Genomic DNA, 16,441 nt, shown 5'->3' on the forward strand with positions numbered 1-16,441 from the left:
ATCCCGGCGCGGCGCCGGTCGCGCAGCCCACGACGCCGGCCGAAACGGGGGTGCACAAACGCCAGGGCTCGCCGAGTCATTGCTCGGTCCCTCGGTCAACCAGCACCCGACGAAGCGGCCCAACAAGCCGGTGCAGACCGAGGCCGAGGCCGCCGAGGCCGAGGACGCGGCGGTGGCCGCCGTGTACCGCGACCTGTTCCGACCCAAGCACAACCCCGGCCGATTTCACATCGTCGCCCGCGCGCAGTACAGCATCGGCAGCAGCTTCGGCAACAGCTCTCTGTCCGGAAGGACAGGCGGCGCCCAGGTCGACATCGGGCAGAGCTTCAACTTCATCGGCTACGCGCTGACGCTGCGCGGCGAGGGCGGCACCATCGACTTCGGCGCCAACGGCCGCAGCCAGATGACCGGGCTCCTCGGCGGCGGCCCCACCCTGACGCTGGGCCGCCTCGGCTTCCTGCAGCGCGGCTACCTCGACTTCCGCGTCGGCTACGACTTCTTCTTCGCGCCCACGCGCGAGCGCCTGCTCGAAGGCGGCGCCGCCCGCCTGCCCGCCATGCTGCCGCACGGGCCGCGCGCCCAGCTCAACCTCGGCCTCCTGCTCAGCCCGGACCGCTCGCGCAAGCTGTTCCACGGGGTCGGCCTCGGCCTCGGCTATCAGGTCCTCGTCGGCTCGTTCCGCGGCGATCTTCCCCCGTCCCAGTTCCTACAGTTCGCCCTCCACTACTCGGGCGGTTGAGCTCGCCGGTCCGCCGACGACAGGGTCGACCTGCGAGACCGCGAGGGTCGCCTTGGGGATGCTCCTGAAGACAGGTGCGATCGGACAGGTCGTTCGGACCAGGTTCGAACCGAGCTCGCGTGAAGGGCTCGGCGCGCGGGCCCGCCTATCGGCGCTCTGAGCCGGTTTCCGCCGTCCGCTGACGCCTCAGCGGTACAGCCCGGCCCGGGTGGCCCGAGACAGCGCGCCCTCGAAGCGGTCGAGGCCTGCGCGCACGTGCATCACCAGCCGCTCGATGCGCGCCGACTCCTTGCGGGCCTCCCCGCTGGTGCGGCGGAACGCGTCTCGCTCCTCGAGCGCGCCGCGGACGACACCGACGGACAGGCCGAGCCGCGTCAGCGTCTCCTGGTCGGCCTCGGGCAGGCCCTCGACCATCCCGAGCCAGTCCCACACGCCGCGGCGGGCGTTGACGAGCGCCACGTCGACCTCCTCGAGGCGATCGAGGTCGGAGCCGTCGCCGACGTCGACGCGCGCCAGCCACGGGTTGCGATCGGCGGCCTGCCACGCGCGCACCGCCTGCAGCGGCTCCTCGAGCGCGGTGCGCAGCAGTCGGGTCTCGTCGAACAGGCGGGCCAGCGCGGGCGACAGATGAGCGCTCGTCAACGCCGGCAGCTCGGGCGCGTTCTCCAGCGCTCGCAGCTCCCGCGAGAGGTTGGCGCGCTGCCGCTGCGCCTCCATCAACGAGCCGATCGGGCGCCGCAGCGACACGCCGATCATCAGCACGAACACGCAGTAGACGAGGATGACGAGCACGGACCCGTCACATGTGCTGCAGCACGCGCGCCTTCTGCTGCGTGAACTCCTCGTCGGTGAGCAGCCCGGCGATCCGCAGCTCGTTCAGCTTCTCGATGCGGGCGATCACCTCGTCGACCGCGGCGGCGCTGCGGGCCGGAGACTCCTGTCCCGAGGGACCTGTCCCCGGGGCCATCTGGCCGGGAGGTTGGGTCCCGGGGGGTAGACGCCCGGGTAGACGTTCGCCGGGTACGCGTGGCCCTGGTGCGGATAGCCAGGGTGCGGGTACCCGGGCGGGTACTGCGAGAAGTTCGGCGGGTAATAGGCCGGCGCCGGCGGCAGCATGTTGACGACCACGGGCGCGCCGCCCAGCGCGTTGTTGCCGTTGTAGCGCCGGTTGAACTCGTCGCGGTCCATCAGCGCGAGGATGATGAACTCGAAGAACGCGATGATCGCCGGGATCAGCGTCCACGCGAACGCGAGGTAGACGATGCCCGCGCCTACTTGACCGAGGTAGAACTTGTGCGCTCCCCAGCCGCCGAACAGCGGGAAGGCCAGGATCGACGCGATGTTCTTGTCCTTCATCCTTGCCCCTTCACCTCGCCCACTTGAGCTTGTCGCTCCGCCAGCGTGGGAGCCAGCACTGCGTCAGGATTGTCTGCCAAGGTGTACACCCACTCGCCGGTGTCGAGGCTGAGGTCCTCGACGACCTCGCCCTGCTCTTTCATGTGTACCAGCGTCGACACCAGCGCCACCTGAGTCCACTTGAGCTCACTCTTGATGCGCTCGAACGTCGTCGGGCCGGTCCCGCGCAGGATCGCCCGCACGCGCCGGCTGCGCTCGGCGATCACCGAAGGATCGACGCGGGCCGGCAGCGCCGCGGGCCCCGACGAGCCCGGCGAGCTCGTCCGCTTGGCGAACGCCAGCACGGCGAGCCCGGCCCCGGCCGAGAACAACAGGTTGGTCAGCACGAGGCCGAGCACCGAGAACGGGAACAGGCCGAGAGTGATCGCGCCGAGAGCCATGCACGCCGCGCCGCTACCGAGCAGCACGCTCCACGGCGTCGCCACTTGGGTCACGTTGCGCGTCGCCAGGGCGGTCGAGAGCGGCACTGGCGCGACCTGAGGCACGACCCCGACCCCCGGCTGGACGATCTGGACCCGGCCGTGCTCGACGACCAGGTCGACGACCTTCTGCGCGCTCATGCTTCGTACAGTAGCATCAAGACTTCAACCTGGGTCGTCATGGACGCTCGGGAGCCCGTTCTTGGGCTCTTCGGGCGCAGGCGCCTCGGCGGCAGGCGCGGCGTCGGCGTGCTCGTCGCCGTCCCCGTAGAGATCGAGGACCACGTCGCCGGTCGGCAAGGCCGCGGGCTCCGCGGTCTCGATCGGCTCGGTCCCGGCGATGAAGTACTCCTCGAGCACGTCCTCGGGCTTGGCGTCGGCGGGCGCGAGGAGGCCGGTGCGACGGTCGATCGTGCGCACCTGCACCGACGCCGGCGGCACGAACGGCAGCGGCGGCTTGTCGGCCTCGGCGGCCTTCATCGCCGCGATCCAGATCGGCAGCGCCGCCTTGCCGCCGGTCTCGCCCTTGCCGATCTTCTTCGGCACGTCGAAGCCGACCCACGCGACCGCGACGTGGCGCGGCGTGTACCCCGCGTACCACGCGTCGCGGTGCTCGGCCGAGGTCCCCGTCTTGCCGGCCGAGGGCCGACCCAGCGCGCGCGCGGCCTTGGCGGTGCCCTCCTCCACCACGCTCGTCATCATCGAGGTGAGGATGAAGACGATGTCGTCGCGCAGCGCCTGCTGGGGCGCGCGCTCCGGCGTCCACGCCGGCTCTCCGGGGATCTCGATCTTGCGGATCACCGTCGGCTCGAGCTGCGAGCCGCCGCGCGCGAGCGTGAGGTAGCCGGACAGCACGTCGAGCGGGGTCAGCTCGCTGACGCCGAGCGCGAGCGCGAGGTTGCTCGCCAGCTCGCCGCGGATGCCCGCCGCTCGCGCGAAAGTGTGAGCGGCCTCGAAGCCGATCGCGTCGAGCAGCTTGATCGCGATCGTGTTGACCGAGTGCGTCAGCGCGACGCGCAGGCGGATGTCGCCGCGGTACTCGTCGGCCTCGAAGTTGGTCGGCCGCCACTTCTCGTAGATCTCGGGCGAGTCGTTGACGATCGTCGCCGCCGTGTACTTCTCGGTCGCCAGCGCCGCGCCGTACACGAACGGCTTGAACGACGAGCCCGGCTGGCGCTTGGCCGCCGTCGCGCGGTTGAAGTCGCCGCGCTGGTAGTTCTCGCCGCCGACCATCGCCAGCACCTCGCCGGTGTCGACGGCGGCCACCAGCACGGCCGCTTGCGGGCCCGAGCCGATCTCGCCGTGCGCCGGCTGGTCGGCGGTGGGCAGCGACACGATGCGCACCATCGCCACCCCGGTGGGCGGGAACTGCTCGTCCATCGACAGCTTCGGATCGTCGTAGCGCGTGCCCTCCGGGACCCGCACCAGCACGCGGTTGTCGCCGACCAGCACCACGAACGAGTCGGCCGGAGTGCTCGCCTCGCGCGGCTGGATCAGCCCGGGCAGCACCGCGCCGACCTGCAGCGGGACCTTGCCCTTCTCGAGCACCTTGGCCTGCTGCTTCTCCGGCGTCGGCTTGATCTTGTGGCCGTAGCCCTGGCGGCGATCGAGCGCGACGAGCCCCTCCATCAGCCCCTTGTGGGCCTCGGCCTGCAGCTTGAGGTCGACCGTGGTCGTCACGGTCGCGCCGAGGCGATCGAGCCGCTCCTGACCGTACGTGGCGATCAATCGCTCCCGCGCCGCGTCGACGAACTCCTGCGCGCCGACGACCACCACCGCGTCCTGCGTCTGCGGGCTCAGCTCGAGCGGCCCCTGGATGAACTTGTCGGCCTCGAGCGGCTGAATCCACCCGTGCCGCACCATCTGGTTCAGCACGTAGACCTGGCGCTCCTTCGAGCGCTGCGGGTCCTTGAGCGGCGACGACTTGCCGGGCGCCTTCGGCAGCGAGGCCAGCAGCGCGGCCTGGCCGATGTTGATGTCGCGGACGCTCTTGCCGAAGTAGAAGCGGCTGGCCTCCTCGATGCCGTAGCGGCCGTGGCCGAAGTAGATCTCGTTGAGGTACAGCTCGAGGATCTCGCGCTTGCTGAGCGCGCGCTCGAGCCGACGGGCCAGCAAGATCTCCTGGATCTTGCGCTCGAAGGTCCGCTCGGGCGACAGCAGGAAGTTCTTCACCACCTGCTGCGTGATCGTCGACGCGCCCTGGCGGATCTCGCCGGCCTCGATGTTGCTCAGCATGGCCCGCACCATGCCGAGGTAGTCCATGCCCTCGTGGTTGTAGAAGTCGGCGTCCTCGGCGGCGAGGAACGCGTTCTCGACGTGGGCCGGGATGTCCTCGTAGCCGACGAGCGTGCGCCGCTCGCTGAAGATCTCGCCGATCACCACGCCGTCGCGCGAGACGATGCGGGTGACCTGCGGCGGCCGGTAGTCGCGGATCGCGGCGACGTCGATGCCCTCGATCCCGCGGCCGTAGTACCAGAACACGCCGGCCACCGTGCCTGCCCCGAGGACCATGCCGGTCCCGGCCAGGCCGAGGCACCACAGCCCGATCTTTCGCAGGCGCGAGCGACCTGTCCGCGGCGCGTCGTTCACGGCGTACTCCTCCTGTCGCCTAGTACTCCTGCGCCCTGGCGCCTGATTCCGGACATCGAACTCGGCAAGGTTCCAAACACGACGCCCGTCGCCCTGTCAATCTCCCGGCGCGTTCGCCTCCGCAACGCCGATTCGCACCCGTCGGCGTGGGCTCCGCCAGCGCCCCGGCGCGCCCCGCCCCGGCCGGGCGCAGGCGAGTACCTGTCTGATGGGTCAGTAGCGAAGGGACATGTCATGATCACCAGCCGAACTTGCCCGCGACTCCGAGGAGCATGAGTCCCCCGCCCCCGACGAACCCGCCGGCGGGCTGACGCGCCGCGGCCGTCTCTCCGGGCGCGCGGCGGACCTGGTACTGGAACCCGGCCTGGGCGAACACGTCGAGCCAGCGCAGCACCGGGACGTTGAGGTCGAAGCGGGCCAGGCTGCCCGCGGGATCGATGATGTCGAACCCGAGCTTGCCGCGGTGCGCGTGCAGCAGCGACAGCTGCACGACCTCGAGGTCGATGCCGAGCCGCGTCTCCCAGGTGTGCCCGAGCGGGCCCGGCCGGTAGCGGTAGCCGGTCTCGAAGAAGGCGCCGTCGTCGTGCGCGAAGCGGATCGCGCCGTAGCCGCCCACGCCGCTGAGGTCGTTCTGCAACACGAAGCTGTACTTCGGCAGCGCGGTGGTCGCGAAGTCGGGCGGCAGGTCGCCCGGATAGGCGACGAACTGCGCCTGCATGCGCTGCATCGTGTAGAAGACGTCGAAGTAGGTCGGGTCGTAGCCGCGGTCGCCCACCGTCAGCTCGGCGACCACGCCCAGGCGCGCGCGGCGGCGACGGCCGAGGATGAACTCGGTGTCGAGCCCGAGGTGCATGCCCTTGCCGAGCCCAGGCATGAGGTTGAGGTCGAGGTACGGCGTGACGAGGAAGCGCCAGCGATCGGTCCAGCGGTAGCTGAGATCGAGGCCCATCGCCATTGCCCCGAGCGATCCCGAGGTCTGCAGCCGGTTCTTGCTGTCGACCGTCAGCGCGTCGGCGCGACCGTCCCACGGCACCAGAGTGCGCGGCGCGTACGGATCGCCGAACACCGAGAAGCCGAGCGCCGCGCCGGCCCAGTCGGCCGCGATGCGCGTGCCGAAGATCTGCTGGCCCGCGAGGTCGCCGGCGACGAACGCGATCTCGGCGCCCGCGGGGTGCTCGAGCAAGAGGCCCTCGATGCGCGCGTCGAGGTCGACGCCGCTGCGCCGACGATCGAGGTCGAGGCTGTTGGCGTAGCCGCGGACCATGCTGCCGTGCCCGACCTGCACGCGCTGGAGGTCGCCGACGCGCAGGTCGATCAGCACCCGACCCTCGCGCCCGAACACGTAGTCGCCGCTGTACTGCAGCCGCTGCAGGATCGCCAGGTAGTCGCCCGCCTCGTCCCACTCGGTGTTGCGGACCACCGGCCCCTGCTCGGGATCGCGGTCGTACATGCGGATGTGGACCGGCGCGCCGAGGCGCAGCTGCACCGGCGCGATGTCCCGGAGGTCGAGGCCGAACGACGGCTCGGCGCTGAAGATCGGGTCCTCGGCGACGAACCCGAAGCCGGCGCCGAAGCGGATGTCGCCGTGGACCTTGCGCACCTGGTACTCCGGCGGACGCGGGCTCGCGTCCGCCTCGATCAGCACCTCCTGCGCCGAGGCACGAGCTGTCCACAAGGACATGCCTGCAAAGACAGCTAGTTTGAGGCCGCGACGGATCATGGCTGTCGCCTCGCCGGGCGGCCCTCGTCGCCCTCGTCCAGGCCGCCGATGACCTCGAGCGTGGCGTCCTCGAAGCCGGCCTTCGGCCCGCGCGGCTTCGGCTTGCCGCCGGTGGCGGTGGCCAGCGGCTCGGCGTCGATCGACAGGTCGACGATGTCCTGCCCGTCGTCGAGCAGACCGGTCAGCGAGCGCTGCTGGGCCGACGCGGCCAGCAGTCGCTCGACCTCGGCCATGCACTCCCTCTTGCTCGCCAGCTCGGTCGCGTCGAACACCACCCCCTCGTCCTTCCACTGTTCGAACGTCTCGGGGTCGAGGCGCCCGCGGCCGTGCATGATCGCCAGCAGCCGCTTCAGCTTGGCCTGAAACGCCGGCGAAGGGGCGCCCTCGCAGTAGTGGACGTGGCGGCGCACCGGGCTCGGAAGCATCAGCGCGAGGTAGGCGGCCTCGGGCGGCGTGAGGTCGACCGGCGCCTTGGCGAAGTAGTGCGAGGCCGCGCGGGTGATGCCGTACACCCCGGGTCCGAACTCGATCACGTTGAGGTAGAGCTCCAGGATCCGGTTCTTCGTCAGCGACTGCTCGACGTACCAGGTCAGGAACACCTCCTGCATCTTGCGCGACAGCGTGCGCTCGTGGCTGAGCAGCACGTTCTTGACCATCTGCATCGTGATCGTCGACGCGCCCAGGCGGACCCTGCCGGCCTCGAGGTTGCTGCGCAGCGCGGCGCGGAACTGCGAGGTGATGAAGCCCTTGTGCTTCCAGAACCCGCCGTCCTCGGTCGTCATCACCGCCGCCAGCATGTACGGCGAGATCTGGTCGAGCGGCGTGTAGTCGGGCGAGCCCTCGCTGACATCGACCGAGCGCTCGGTGCCGTCGCGCATGACGACTCGGTGCAGGAGCGGCCCGTTGAGCCGCGTCGCCGACACCAGCTTCGGCACCTTGACCGGTCTGCACGTCTCCGGCTTGAGCTTGGCCGTGAGCACCAGCGCGTCGAGGTCGCGGAAGTCGATGTCGGCGCTGATCTCGAACTCGAAGTCGCCCTTGAGCTGGAAGCCCTGGAGGCTCGGCACCAGCTCCGCCGGGATCGCGTTCAGGAACTCCTGACAGCGGACCTTCGGCATCGTCAGGTCGGCCCGGTAGTGACGCGCGGCCGGATCGTCGGCATGGACGAACTCGCCGGACAGCGTCAGCTTGACCGGCCCGCGCTGCAACGTCGCCTGCTCGATCTTCACCACCCGCTCGCGTGGATCCACGTCGGCCGCCAGCCCGAGCGAGAACCCGAGGCCGCGGACCGGCTGGCGCGCCAGCAGCGGGTGGTCGACGTTGAGCCCCGCGATCTCGAGATCGCCGACGACGTTGGCCTTGCCCTCGGCGAACGCGACCTTGAGATCGCCGCCGATCGTCGCCGACTCCGACTCGATGACCGGCAGGCGCGCGAGCACGTCGGGGACGCGCCCGAGCTTGAACGCGTCCATGTTGAGGTTCACCGTGCCGTCCGACAGGTCGCGGGCCACGTCGCCCGTGAGCGCCCACAGCGGCGCCGAAGCATCGTGCTCCTCGTCACCCGTGACCTCGTCGGAGAAGCCGCCGGCCAGATCGACCCGCACCCGGCTCGCCGAGGCGTCGGCGAGCGTCACGTCGCCGCGGATCTCGGCGACCGCGATCTGCGGAGTGATCGCCGTCGCGGCCCGCTCGACCGCGATCGTCAGGGGGAACGTGCTGTCTGTCCCTTGCGACAGGTCGAGGTTCGTCGCCAGCGCGGCCGCTCGCAGCGCCCGCTCGCCGACCGAGACCTCGACGTCCGCCAGCTTGAGCGCGGCTGCCCGATCGGTCAGCTGCACCTCGGCCGCGGCCACGCCGCGCAGCGTCAGCGCACGGCCGCCGAGGTCGTCGCGGAGGTCGAGCTGCAGCCGCTCGAGGGTCGCCTTCGGCGGCACCAGCTTGACCCGGCCCTCGCCGCCTTCGCGGCGCGTCGACAGCCGCGCGCGCAGGTCCCGGGCGTAGTCGCGGAGCGTGCCCCCGTCGCCCGTGAGCCGCCCGCCCACGGCCCGCACGCGTTCGACGACGACCTGCCCCGACCACAGGGCATCGCCGTCGATGCCGATGTCGATGCGATCGACGGTGAGCGCCGCGTCGGGCCCGAACGTCAGCGTGACGCCCTCGACCACGACGCTGTCGAAGTCGACCATGTCGAGCCGCGAGATCGTCACGGGCACCCCGGCGATCTTCTGCAGGCGTTCGAGCGCCTGCTCGTGCACCCAGCCGTCACCCCAACGTGGGAACGTCGCCGCCGCGACGGCGAGGCCGCCGAGGACCAGCACACCGAGCGAGCCGCCGATGAGCGCGACGCGGCGCCAGCGGGGCCTCGGGCTCTTCGTGGGCTCAGGGGGGTCATGGCCGGACTCGCCGGGGCGGCGAAAAGGCGGCTCAGAGTACCGCCCGCCCGCGCTCCGAGCAAACGAGCAGACGCCGCGGAGCGCGGTGACGCCCCCTGTTCGGAGGCGGACTCGCGCGGTCACGCGGCGCCGGTCGCTTCAGCTCGGCTGCTTGCCACACTGGATGGCGAAGAAGATCTTGCCCTCGAGGTGGCGCACGCCGCCGACCAGGAGCAGGCCGTTGTCGTCGATCGCGTAATCGGTGTCGACGAGCGGCGCGTCGCGCCCGGGCGCGAGCAGGTTGGCGTGCAGCTTGAGCTTGCTGTTGACCTCGCCGAGCAGGCTGAGCTTGAGCTGGAAGCCCGACTTGAGCGCCGCGAGCCCCGGCTTGTCGACGCCGAGGCGCAGCGCCTTGGTCTCGAGCAGGCGGAAGCCCTTGAACGCCGCGAACGAGTCGTCGTGCAGCTGCTCCTCGAGGAACTTGAGCTCCGCGGGGATGATGCCGTCGCCGTCCTTCTGGACCAGGAACGCGGTGACCTTGCACGCGACGGTCTTGACCTCGGCGTGCGCCACGTTCGGCACGAGGTAGGCGCTCCCGACAACGCCGGGGAGCAGGACGGCAACGACGGACGTGGCCAACAGCCGCTTCGTGGTCGACTTGTACATCATAAGGAACGCTCACTGCTGCTAGGGTCGTCGTCGGAGATCCAGATCACCGTGGTCGTGTTGCGCTTGCCCTCGATCTCGCTGATGCGTCCCGACTTGACGCCCCAATCGATCCGCTGAATGTGCGCCGGCCCGCCGTTCGGCTCGGGCAGCACGACCTCGTGCTCCTCGGCCGCCGGCTTCGAGCTGTCCGCAAGGACAGGCTGTTCGGGCGCCGCCTTCGTCGCTACAGTCGGCGCCGTGTCCGCCGGACCGTCGACGGCGCCGCGCCCGCTCCACAGCACTGCCACCACTCCGGCCACCGCCGCCGCCGACGCCACCGGCACGAACACGGGGCGCAACGCCCCGCGCAGCCGCGCCCACAGCGACGGCGCCGGCTCAGGCGCCTTCTGCAAACGGAGATCTCGGTCGAGGGTGCGCTCGATCTCGTCCCAGATCTGTTCGAACCGCGCCTCCGGCACCTTGGCCGCCTCGGCCTCGAAGCCGGCGACCACGGCGCCCTGAAGCGCCTTCAACCCGGCGAGGTAGGCGCTGGCCTCCGGGTTGGTCATGAGCAGCCGCTCGACTTCGGCGCGCTCCGGCGCTGAAAGCTCGTCGTCGAGGAAGGCGTTGAGTTGCTGCGGGTCGAAGTGCGGCTCGGTCATGGCAGCATGGCTTGTGGTGCTGGGACGCGCTCAGCGTCGGAATCTTCATCGGTCCCGGGCGGCCCGCTCGGGACGTAGCCCAGCCGCTCGGTGAGGAGGCGCTGCATGTTGCGCCGGGCGTGGAAGAGCCGGCTCATGATCGTGCCCTTCGAGCAGCCCATCGTGCGCGCCATCTCTTCGTAGGACATGCCCTGGAGCTCGCGCATCACGATCACGGCGCGGTGCTTGTCACTGAGGTGCTGGAGCCCGTCCTGCACGGCCTCCAGGATCTCCCGCCGCTGCACCAGACTGGCGGGATCGCCGAGCGGCGACGGCGGTACGTACGCAGTGTCACCGTCGTCGTCGTGACGCAACCCGTCGTCGAACTCCAGCTCCTTGTGGCGCCGGTTCTTGCGGATGTGGTCGATGCAGAGGTTGGTGACGATCCGGTACAGCCACGTGTAGAAGCTCGAGTTGCCCTCGAAATTGTGGAGGTACCGGTGAACCTTGATGAAGCTCTCCTGCACGACGTCGAGCGCGTCTTCCGGGTTGCGCAGGAACCCGTACGCGATCGAGTAGACCTTGCGCTGGTAGCGCTGCGTCAGGAGGCGGAAAGCTTGCCGGTCGCCCTGGCGACACGCTTCGACCAGGGCTTGGTCGTCGGCTTCTGGAGGAACCACGTGAGCGTCCTTCTACGAGCGCGCGGCCGCCCTATTCAGAGCGCGGCCGGCGCGCGGGGGAGTTGCCGGAGCGCCTGGCGGATCCGGACCGTGACGAAGTGGTTTAAGGGGGATATACCGAAGAGCGACCGACGCTGCCGCCTGCCCTCATGAACGTCCGTCCCCCGTCTCTGCTCGAGTTTCTGACCGCCGTTCGCCGGGTCGTGCGACGGCGGGAGCTCGCGGCGGCGGCGCTCCACAGCGCGGCCCTCCTGACGGCCCTGGCCGTGGTCACGGCCGGGCTCGCCGGCTGGACCTTGCGCGGCGATCTCGCCGCCGCCGGCTGGCTCGCCGGCGCCGTCGTCACGCTGCTGGTCCTGTTCGGACGCGCCTGGCGTCGGATCCTCGCACTGACTGGGACTCCCCATCGGACGGCGCTTACCATAGCCCGATCCCGAGGGGCGCTCACGCGCCGACCCCGCGAGGCGTCACCTTTTCTCCGCTCGGACGGCTCGCTGCGGCGCGAGATCCTCGGGGCCACCGAGCTCCTGCTCGCCGGGCCGGGCGGTCACCTCGGCTCGCAGGACCTCGCCGCCGCCTACGTGCGCCAGGTCGAGTGGTCGCTCGCCGAAGCGCGGCCCGAGCTCGCGGCCCCGCCGGCCAACCTCCGCGTCCCCGCGCTCGCCACCGCGCTCCTCGCCCTGCTCGGGGCCGTGCTCGCCGGCTATCCCGAGTTCGCGCGCGGGCTCGAGCTGACGCTCGCGGCCGAGGACGGGCGCCCGCCGGCCCCGCCCGAGCCGGTCTGGTCCGCGCTCAGCCTCACCCTGCGCTACCCCGAGTACAGCGGACGCGTGCCGCGGCAGCTCATCAACCCCAGCGGGGCCGTGCGAGCGCTCGCCGGCACCGAGACCGAGGTCGAGCTCGAGACGCGCAAGCCGGCCAGCGCCGTGCACGTGCTCCTCAGCTACGACCAGGGCCCGCTGGCCGAGCCGCCGGCCCCCGAGCGCATCGACCTGTCCCAAGAGACAGACGGGAAGTGGCGCGGCCGCTTCGTCGTGCGCGGCGCGGGCAGCTGGCACGTCGTCGTCACCCCGGAGGGCGGCGAAGAGCCGGCCCGCTCGGCCCCTGCCCCGCTCGAGATCGAGGCCGACGAGCCGCCCGAGATCGAGCTCTTGCCCCTGCCCCGCTCGCAGAGCGCCCCGAGCGAGCTCGACAGCGTGGAGCTGCGCTTCAAGGCCCGCGACGACTTCGGCATCGCCAGCGCGGTGCTCGTGTTCGAGGGCGGCGAAGGCCAGCCCGTGCGCCTCGACGCCGGCGCCCCGCCGCCGCGCGCTCGTACCTGGCAGCACCGCTACAGCTGGGACCTGTCGACCCTGCCCGTCGAGGATCGCGGGCGGCTCACCTACTGGATCGAGGTCCGCGACAACGACCCGGGGCTCGGCCTCGTGCCGCTGGTCGACCCGCCCGGCAAGGTCGCGCGCTCGGCCAAGCTGAGCCTGCAGATCCGCGACCAGGAGACCGAGCACGCCGAGAACCTGGCCGACCTCGCCGCGCTGCGCGACAGCGCCGTCGATCTGCTGGCCCGCCGCATGCTGACCGAAGAGCCAGGTCTGTCCCGCGCCGACGATCAAGCGCCCGCCGAGGACGGCGATCCGGCGCGGCGCATGAGCGGCATGCGCGAGCTGCTCGCCGCCTCGGGCGGCCTGCTCTCCGCGATCAGCACCGCCATCGACGCGCTGTCCGTCGACACTCTCGCACCGCCGCGCGACGTGGCGGTCCTGGTCGGCGTCCACAAGCGCTTGATGGAGCTGCACCGCCGCGAGTCGACCGAGCACGAGGAGCTCCCGCCCGGCGCCGAGGACGAGCGCCCCGACGCCGCCGGGCGCACGCTCGGCAAGCTGCTGGCGACCAATCGGCTGCAGCTGACCCAGCTCGAAGACGAGGTCATCCGCCTCGATGACCTGGTCGACAACGAGCTGCTGGCGCAGGTCGAGCAGCTCGTGGCCCGCCTGCAGACCTCGCAGCAGAAGCTGGTCGACCTGCTCGAGCGGCTCAAGGCCGGGGACGAGAGCGTGCGCGGCGAGGTCGATCAGCTGCAGCAGCGGATCCGCGAGGACCTGCGCCGGCTGTCGGAGGCGCGGGCCAAGCTCGACAAGGAGCTCGGCCAGGAATTCCTCAACACCGACGCCTTCGAGGCGATGGCCGAGCAACTGCGCCAGCAGGACGTCGGCGAGCAGCTGCGCCAGGGCGACGTCGACGGCGCGCTCGACCGGGCCCGCGGCGTCCTCGACGAGCTCCGGCAGCTGCGCAGCGGCGTCCAGGACCGCATGGCCTCGGGGCCAGGTGCCGCGATGACGCCCGAGGAGCGGGCCCGCATGGAGTTGATGCGGGAGATCAGCCGGATCCAGGACGAGGAGACCGGCCTGCGCGGCGAGAGCCGCTCGCTCCACGAGGAGTGGCGCAAGCAGGCCGGGACTCGCCCCCTCGATCCGGCGACCGCGCAGCAGGCCGCCAAGCAGGCCGCCGCGATCGGCAAGGCGCTCGACGGGATCAACGACGCGCGTCTCGGCCGCGACGGTCGCCGCGCCCTCGAGGACGCGCGCGAGCAGCTGCAGCGCGTCGCCGCCGAGACCCAGGCGAGCGAGCCCAAGGCCCTCGCCGCCGCCGAGGCCGCGCGGTCCGCCGCGCAGGCGCTTGAGCGGGCGGTCGCCGGCGCGGGCGACGACTCGCAGGAGCGGCGGCAGCTCGGGCCGCTGCGCGAGCGGGGCGATGCGCTGCGCAAGCTGCTCGAGGGCTCGCTCCCCGCCCCGACCGAGGGCCTCGACGAGGCCGCGCAGGCCCGCTTCGACGCCCTGGCGCAGAAGCAGCAGGGTCTGCGGGCCCGCGCCGGACAGGTGCTCGACGGTCCCAACGCCCGCTACTTGCCCGACCCTGGCAAGCAGGCGATGCGCGGCGCGATCTCCGAGATGGACTCCAGCAGCGGCGCCCTCGGCGAGCGCCGCGGCGGCCCTGCGGTCGAGCGCCAGAGCGGCGCGCTCGGCGGCCTTCAGCGCGCGCTCGACAGCCTGCGCGACAGCTCGTCCGCGCCGCAGACCACGCCCGACCCCGACGAGGTCTCGACCGAGACCGAACGCGACCGCTCGCTCCGCGACGAGCTGATGGAGGCCATGAAGGAGCGCGCTCCCGAGGGCTTCCGCGGCTCGGTCGAGCGCTACTACGAGGAGCTCCTGCGATGACGTCCCGGCCCTCCCTGCGGCGCTGCGTCGCCCTCGCCCTCGCCCTCGCCGGCTGCGACTCCGTGGGTCCGCGAGGACATGTCTCCACAGACATGTCCGATGCACCCGGTTCTCCGGGACATGATGCTTCGGCCATGCCCGAATCGCCAGGTCCTGGAGACCATGTCCTCTCCGCCAGGGCCGAAGCGACAGACCGCGTTCTTTCCAACATGGCCGATGCGACAGGTCCCCGAGACCCTGTCCTTCTCGCCAGGGCGCAAACGACAGGCGCCCCGCTCGCGCTCGCCGGCCCGGACGCGAGCGACGTCGACGCCTGGTCGGACCTCGCCGAGCGCTTCGACGGGGCGATCAACGCCTGGGACCTCGGCGACGCCGCCGACGCCGTCGCCGCCATGCCGCCCGGGTCGGCCCGGGACGTCAAGGCGGGCGTGCTGGCGTTCCACCGCGCGGCCTACCCCGAGGCCGAGTCGCTGCTGGCCGGCGCGGTCGCCTCGGGGCAGCTGCCGCCGGCGGGGCGCTGCGCGAGGAGGCCCAGCACTACCTCGACCTCGCGCGCGGGGCCCAGCGGGCGCTCGGCCCGGCCACGCGGCTCACCAGCCCCGACGGACAGGTCGAGGTCGTGTTCGCCAACGCCAAGGACGAGCTGATCGCGCCCTACCTGTTCGCGGCGATGGCCGAGGCCCGCCAGGCGTTCGCCGCCGACCTCGGCATCGAGCCCGACCACCCGGTGCGCTTCGAGATCCTCGACGACGCGGTCAAGCTCGCGCTCGTCTCGCCGCTCACCCGCGAGAACGTGTACACGACGGGCACGGTCGGCATCACCAAGTACCGCCGGATCGTCATGGTCTCGCCGCGGGTGATGCTCTACGGCTACGGCTGGATCGACACCGCGGTCCACGAGTACGTCCACTACCTCGTCACCCTGAAGACCCGCAACCGCGCCCCGGTGTGGCTGCAGGAGGGCCTGGCCAAGCTGCTCGAGACGCGCTGGCGCAGCCGCGAGCCGCTGCCGCTCGAGCCGCCCGCGCGCAAGCTGCTGGCCAAGGCGCTCGCGGCCGACGACCTCGTCACCTTCGCCGAGATGTACCCGTCGCTGGCGATGCTGCCGTCGCAGGAGCGGGCCGCCCTCGCCTACGCGCAGGTCCAGACCATGCTCGGCGTGCTCCACGAGGAGCGCGGCGGCGCCGGCATCGACGAGCTGCTGCGCCGGGTCGCCGCCGGCGAGGACGCCGAGGCCGCGCTGGCCAGCGCGTGGGGCGACAGCTTCGAGCGCTTCGACGCCCACTGGCGCGACGTGATGAAGAAGCGGACCGCGGGCAAGCCCGGCGGCGCGCTGCGCAAGCTGCAGTTCCTCGCGCCCGATCAGCAGGCCGCGGCCGAGGCGGGCGAAGATCTCTCGCTGCTCGGCGACGTGTTCTCGCATCTCGGCGGCGGCGCGGCGCGTCAGCACGCGCGGCTCGGCGTGCTGCTCACGCTGCGCGGCCACCTCGGCGCCGCCGCCAAGCAGTACGAGAAGGCGCGGACCTCCGACGCGCGCGTGCGCGACGATGCCAAGCTCGCGCGGCGCCTCGGCGAGCTCTATCTCCAGCTCGGCAAGGCCGCTCGCGCGGTGCCCCTGCTGCGCCGCGCCGGCGAGGACGACCCCGAGCAGCCGAACCTCGCCGCCGCCGAGGGGCGCGCGCTGCGACTCGTCGGCGACCTCGCCGGCGCTCGCCTGGCGCTCGCGCGAGCGCTGCGCGTGAACCCGTTCATCCCGGCGCTGCACTGCGACCTCGCGCAGGTCGCCACCGATCCCGTCGAGCAGCAGCGCGAACAAGGTCTGTGCCGCGAGTGACCGCGCGTGACGGCGACGCATGATCGCCGCGCGCGGCAGGCACCTCGAAGACACCGCGGCACGAGCCGCTCGAGGTCGTGTTTTCTACCTGGTCTTTGGGCCAGATCGACGCCCGCTCAAAACCGCGCTTCACGGCGAAAGTCGGCTCAACCGAGCGGAATCAGCCTT

Annotated in this window: 14 protein-coding genes; 4 read left to right on the plus strand and 10 right to left on the minus strand. The window is 71.6% G+C overall.

Features of this window, described 5'->3' with window-relative positions; genetic code table 11:
• Positions 1–79 precede the first annotated feature (79 nt).
• Positions 80–739 carry a hypothetical protein gene (locus OV079_RS12240; protein WP_267768447.1) on the plus strand — a complete coding sequence of 220 codons (660 nt, stop codon included), beginning with the start codon at positions 80–82 and terminating at the stop codon, positions 737–739.
• 186 nt (positions 740–925) lie between these two features.
• On the opposite strand, the gene OV079_RS12245 is transcribed toward OV079_RS12240, so the two are convergent.
• From OV079_RS12245 to OV079_RS12290, 10 genes are all read right to left on the minus strand, one after another.
• On the minus strand, positions 926–1,531 hold the full coding sequence (locus OV079_RS12245; protein ID WP_267768449.1) for a hypothetical protein: 606 nt from the start codon (positions 1,529–1,531) through the stop codon (positions 926–928).
• A gap of 7 nt (positions 1,532–1,538) precedes the next feature.
• Complete coding sequence (locus OV079_RS55800; RefSeq protein ID WP_267768450.1) at positions 1,539–1,640, minus strand: SHOCT domain-containing protein; 102 nt, start codon at positions 1,638–1,640, stop codon at positions 1,539–1,541.
• Entirely contained in the window at positions 1,637–2,095 is a 459-nt protein-coding gene (locus OV079_RS12255) for a TM2 domain-containing protein (protein WP_267768451.1), read from the minus strand. The genes OV079_RS55800 and OV079_RS12255 overlap by 4 nt, the downstream gene beginning before the upstream one ends.
• Complete coding sequence (locus OV079_RS12260) at positions 2,092–2,715, minus strand: hypothetical protein (RefSeq protein ID WP_267768453.1); 624 nt, start codon at positions 2,713–2,715, stop codon at positions 2,092–2,094. Before OV079_RS12260 ends, OV079_RS12255 begins: the two co-directional genes overlap by 4 nt.
• 24 nt (positions 2,716–2,739) lie before the next feature.
• Positions 2,740–5,163: a penicillin-binding protein 1A gene (locus OV079_RS12265; RefSeq protein ID WP_267768454.1), complete on the minus strand. Its 2,424-nt coding sequence runs from the start codon at positions 5,161–5,163 to the stop codon at positions 2,740–2,742.
• Between the two features lie 238 nt (positions 5,164–5,401).
• On the minus strand, positions 5,402–6,844 hold the full coding sequence (locus tag OV079_RS12270) for a hypothetical protein (protein ID WP_267768455.1): 1,443 nt from the start codon (positions 6,842–6,844) through the stop codon (positions 5,402–5,404).
• A 35-nt stretch (positions 6,845–6,879) separates the two neighbouring features.
• Entirely contained in the window at positions 6,880–9,201 is a 2,322-nt protein-coding gene (locus OV079_RS12275) for a transglycosylase domain-containing protein (protein WP_267768457.1), read from the minus strand.
• Positions 9,202–9,414: 213 nt separating this feature from the next.
• Entirely contained in the window at positions 9,415–9,828 is a 414-nt protein-coding gene (locus OV079_RS12280) for a hypothetical protein (RefSeq protein WP_267768458.1), read from the minus strand.
• Between the two features lie 92 nt (positions 9,829–9,920).
• Positions 9,921–10,565, minus strand: coding sequence for an anti-sigma factor family protein (locus OV079_RS12285; RefSeq protein ID WP_267768459.1), 645 nt, complete (start codon positions 10,563–10,565; stop codon positions 9,921–9,923).
• Complete coding sequence (locus OV079_RS12290; protein WP_267768460.1) at positions 10,562–11,224, minus strand: RNA polymerase sigma factor; 663 nt, start codon at positions 11,222–11,224, stop codon at positions 10,562–10,564. The genes OV079_RS12285 and OV079_RS12290 overlap by 4 nt, the downstream gene beginning before the upstream one ends.
• A gap of 149 nt (positions 11,225–11,373) precedes the next feature.
• On the opposite strand from OV079_RS12290, the gene OV079_RS12295 reads away from it, so the two are divergent.
• From OV079_RS12295 to OV079_RS12305, 3 genes are all read left to right on the plus strand, one after another.
• On the plus strand, positions 11,374–14,439 hold the full coding sequence (locus tag OV079_RS12295) for a DUF4175 family protein (protein WP_267768462.1): 3,066 nt from the start codon (positions 11,374–11,376) through the stop codon (positions 14,437–14,439).
• 209 nt (positions 14,440–14,648) lie between these two features.
• A complete protein-coding gene (locus tag OV079_RS12300; protein WP_267768464.1) occupies positions 14,649–15,086 on the plus strand; it encodes a hypothetical protein in 438 nt (145 codons plus the stop codon).
• Positions 15,059–16,273, plus strand: coding sequence for a peptidase MA family metallohydrolase (locus tag OV079_RS12305; protein ID WP_267768466.1), 1,215 nt, complete (start codon positions 15,059–15,061; stop codon positions 16,271–16,273). The genes OV079_RS12300 and OV079_RS12305 overlap by 28 nt, the downstream gene beginning before the upstream one ends.
• Positions 16,274–16,441 lie beyond the last annotated feature (168 nt).

It is taken from the genome of Nannocystis pusilla, assembly GCF_026626665.1.
In the GTDB taxonomy this organism is placed as follows: domain Bacteria; phylum Myxococcota_A; class Polyangia; order Nannocystales; family Nannocystaceae; genus Nannocystis; species Nannocystis pusilla.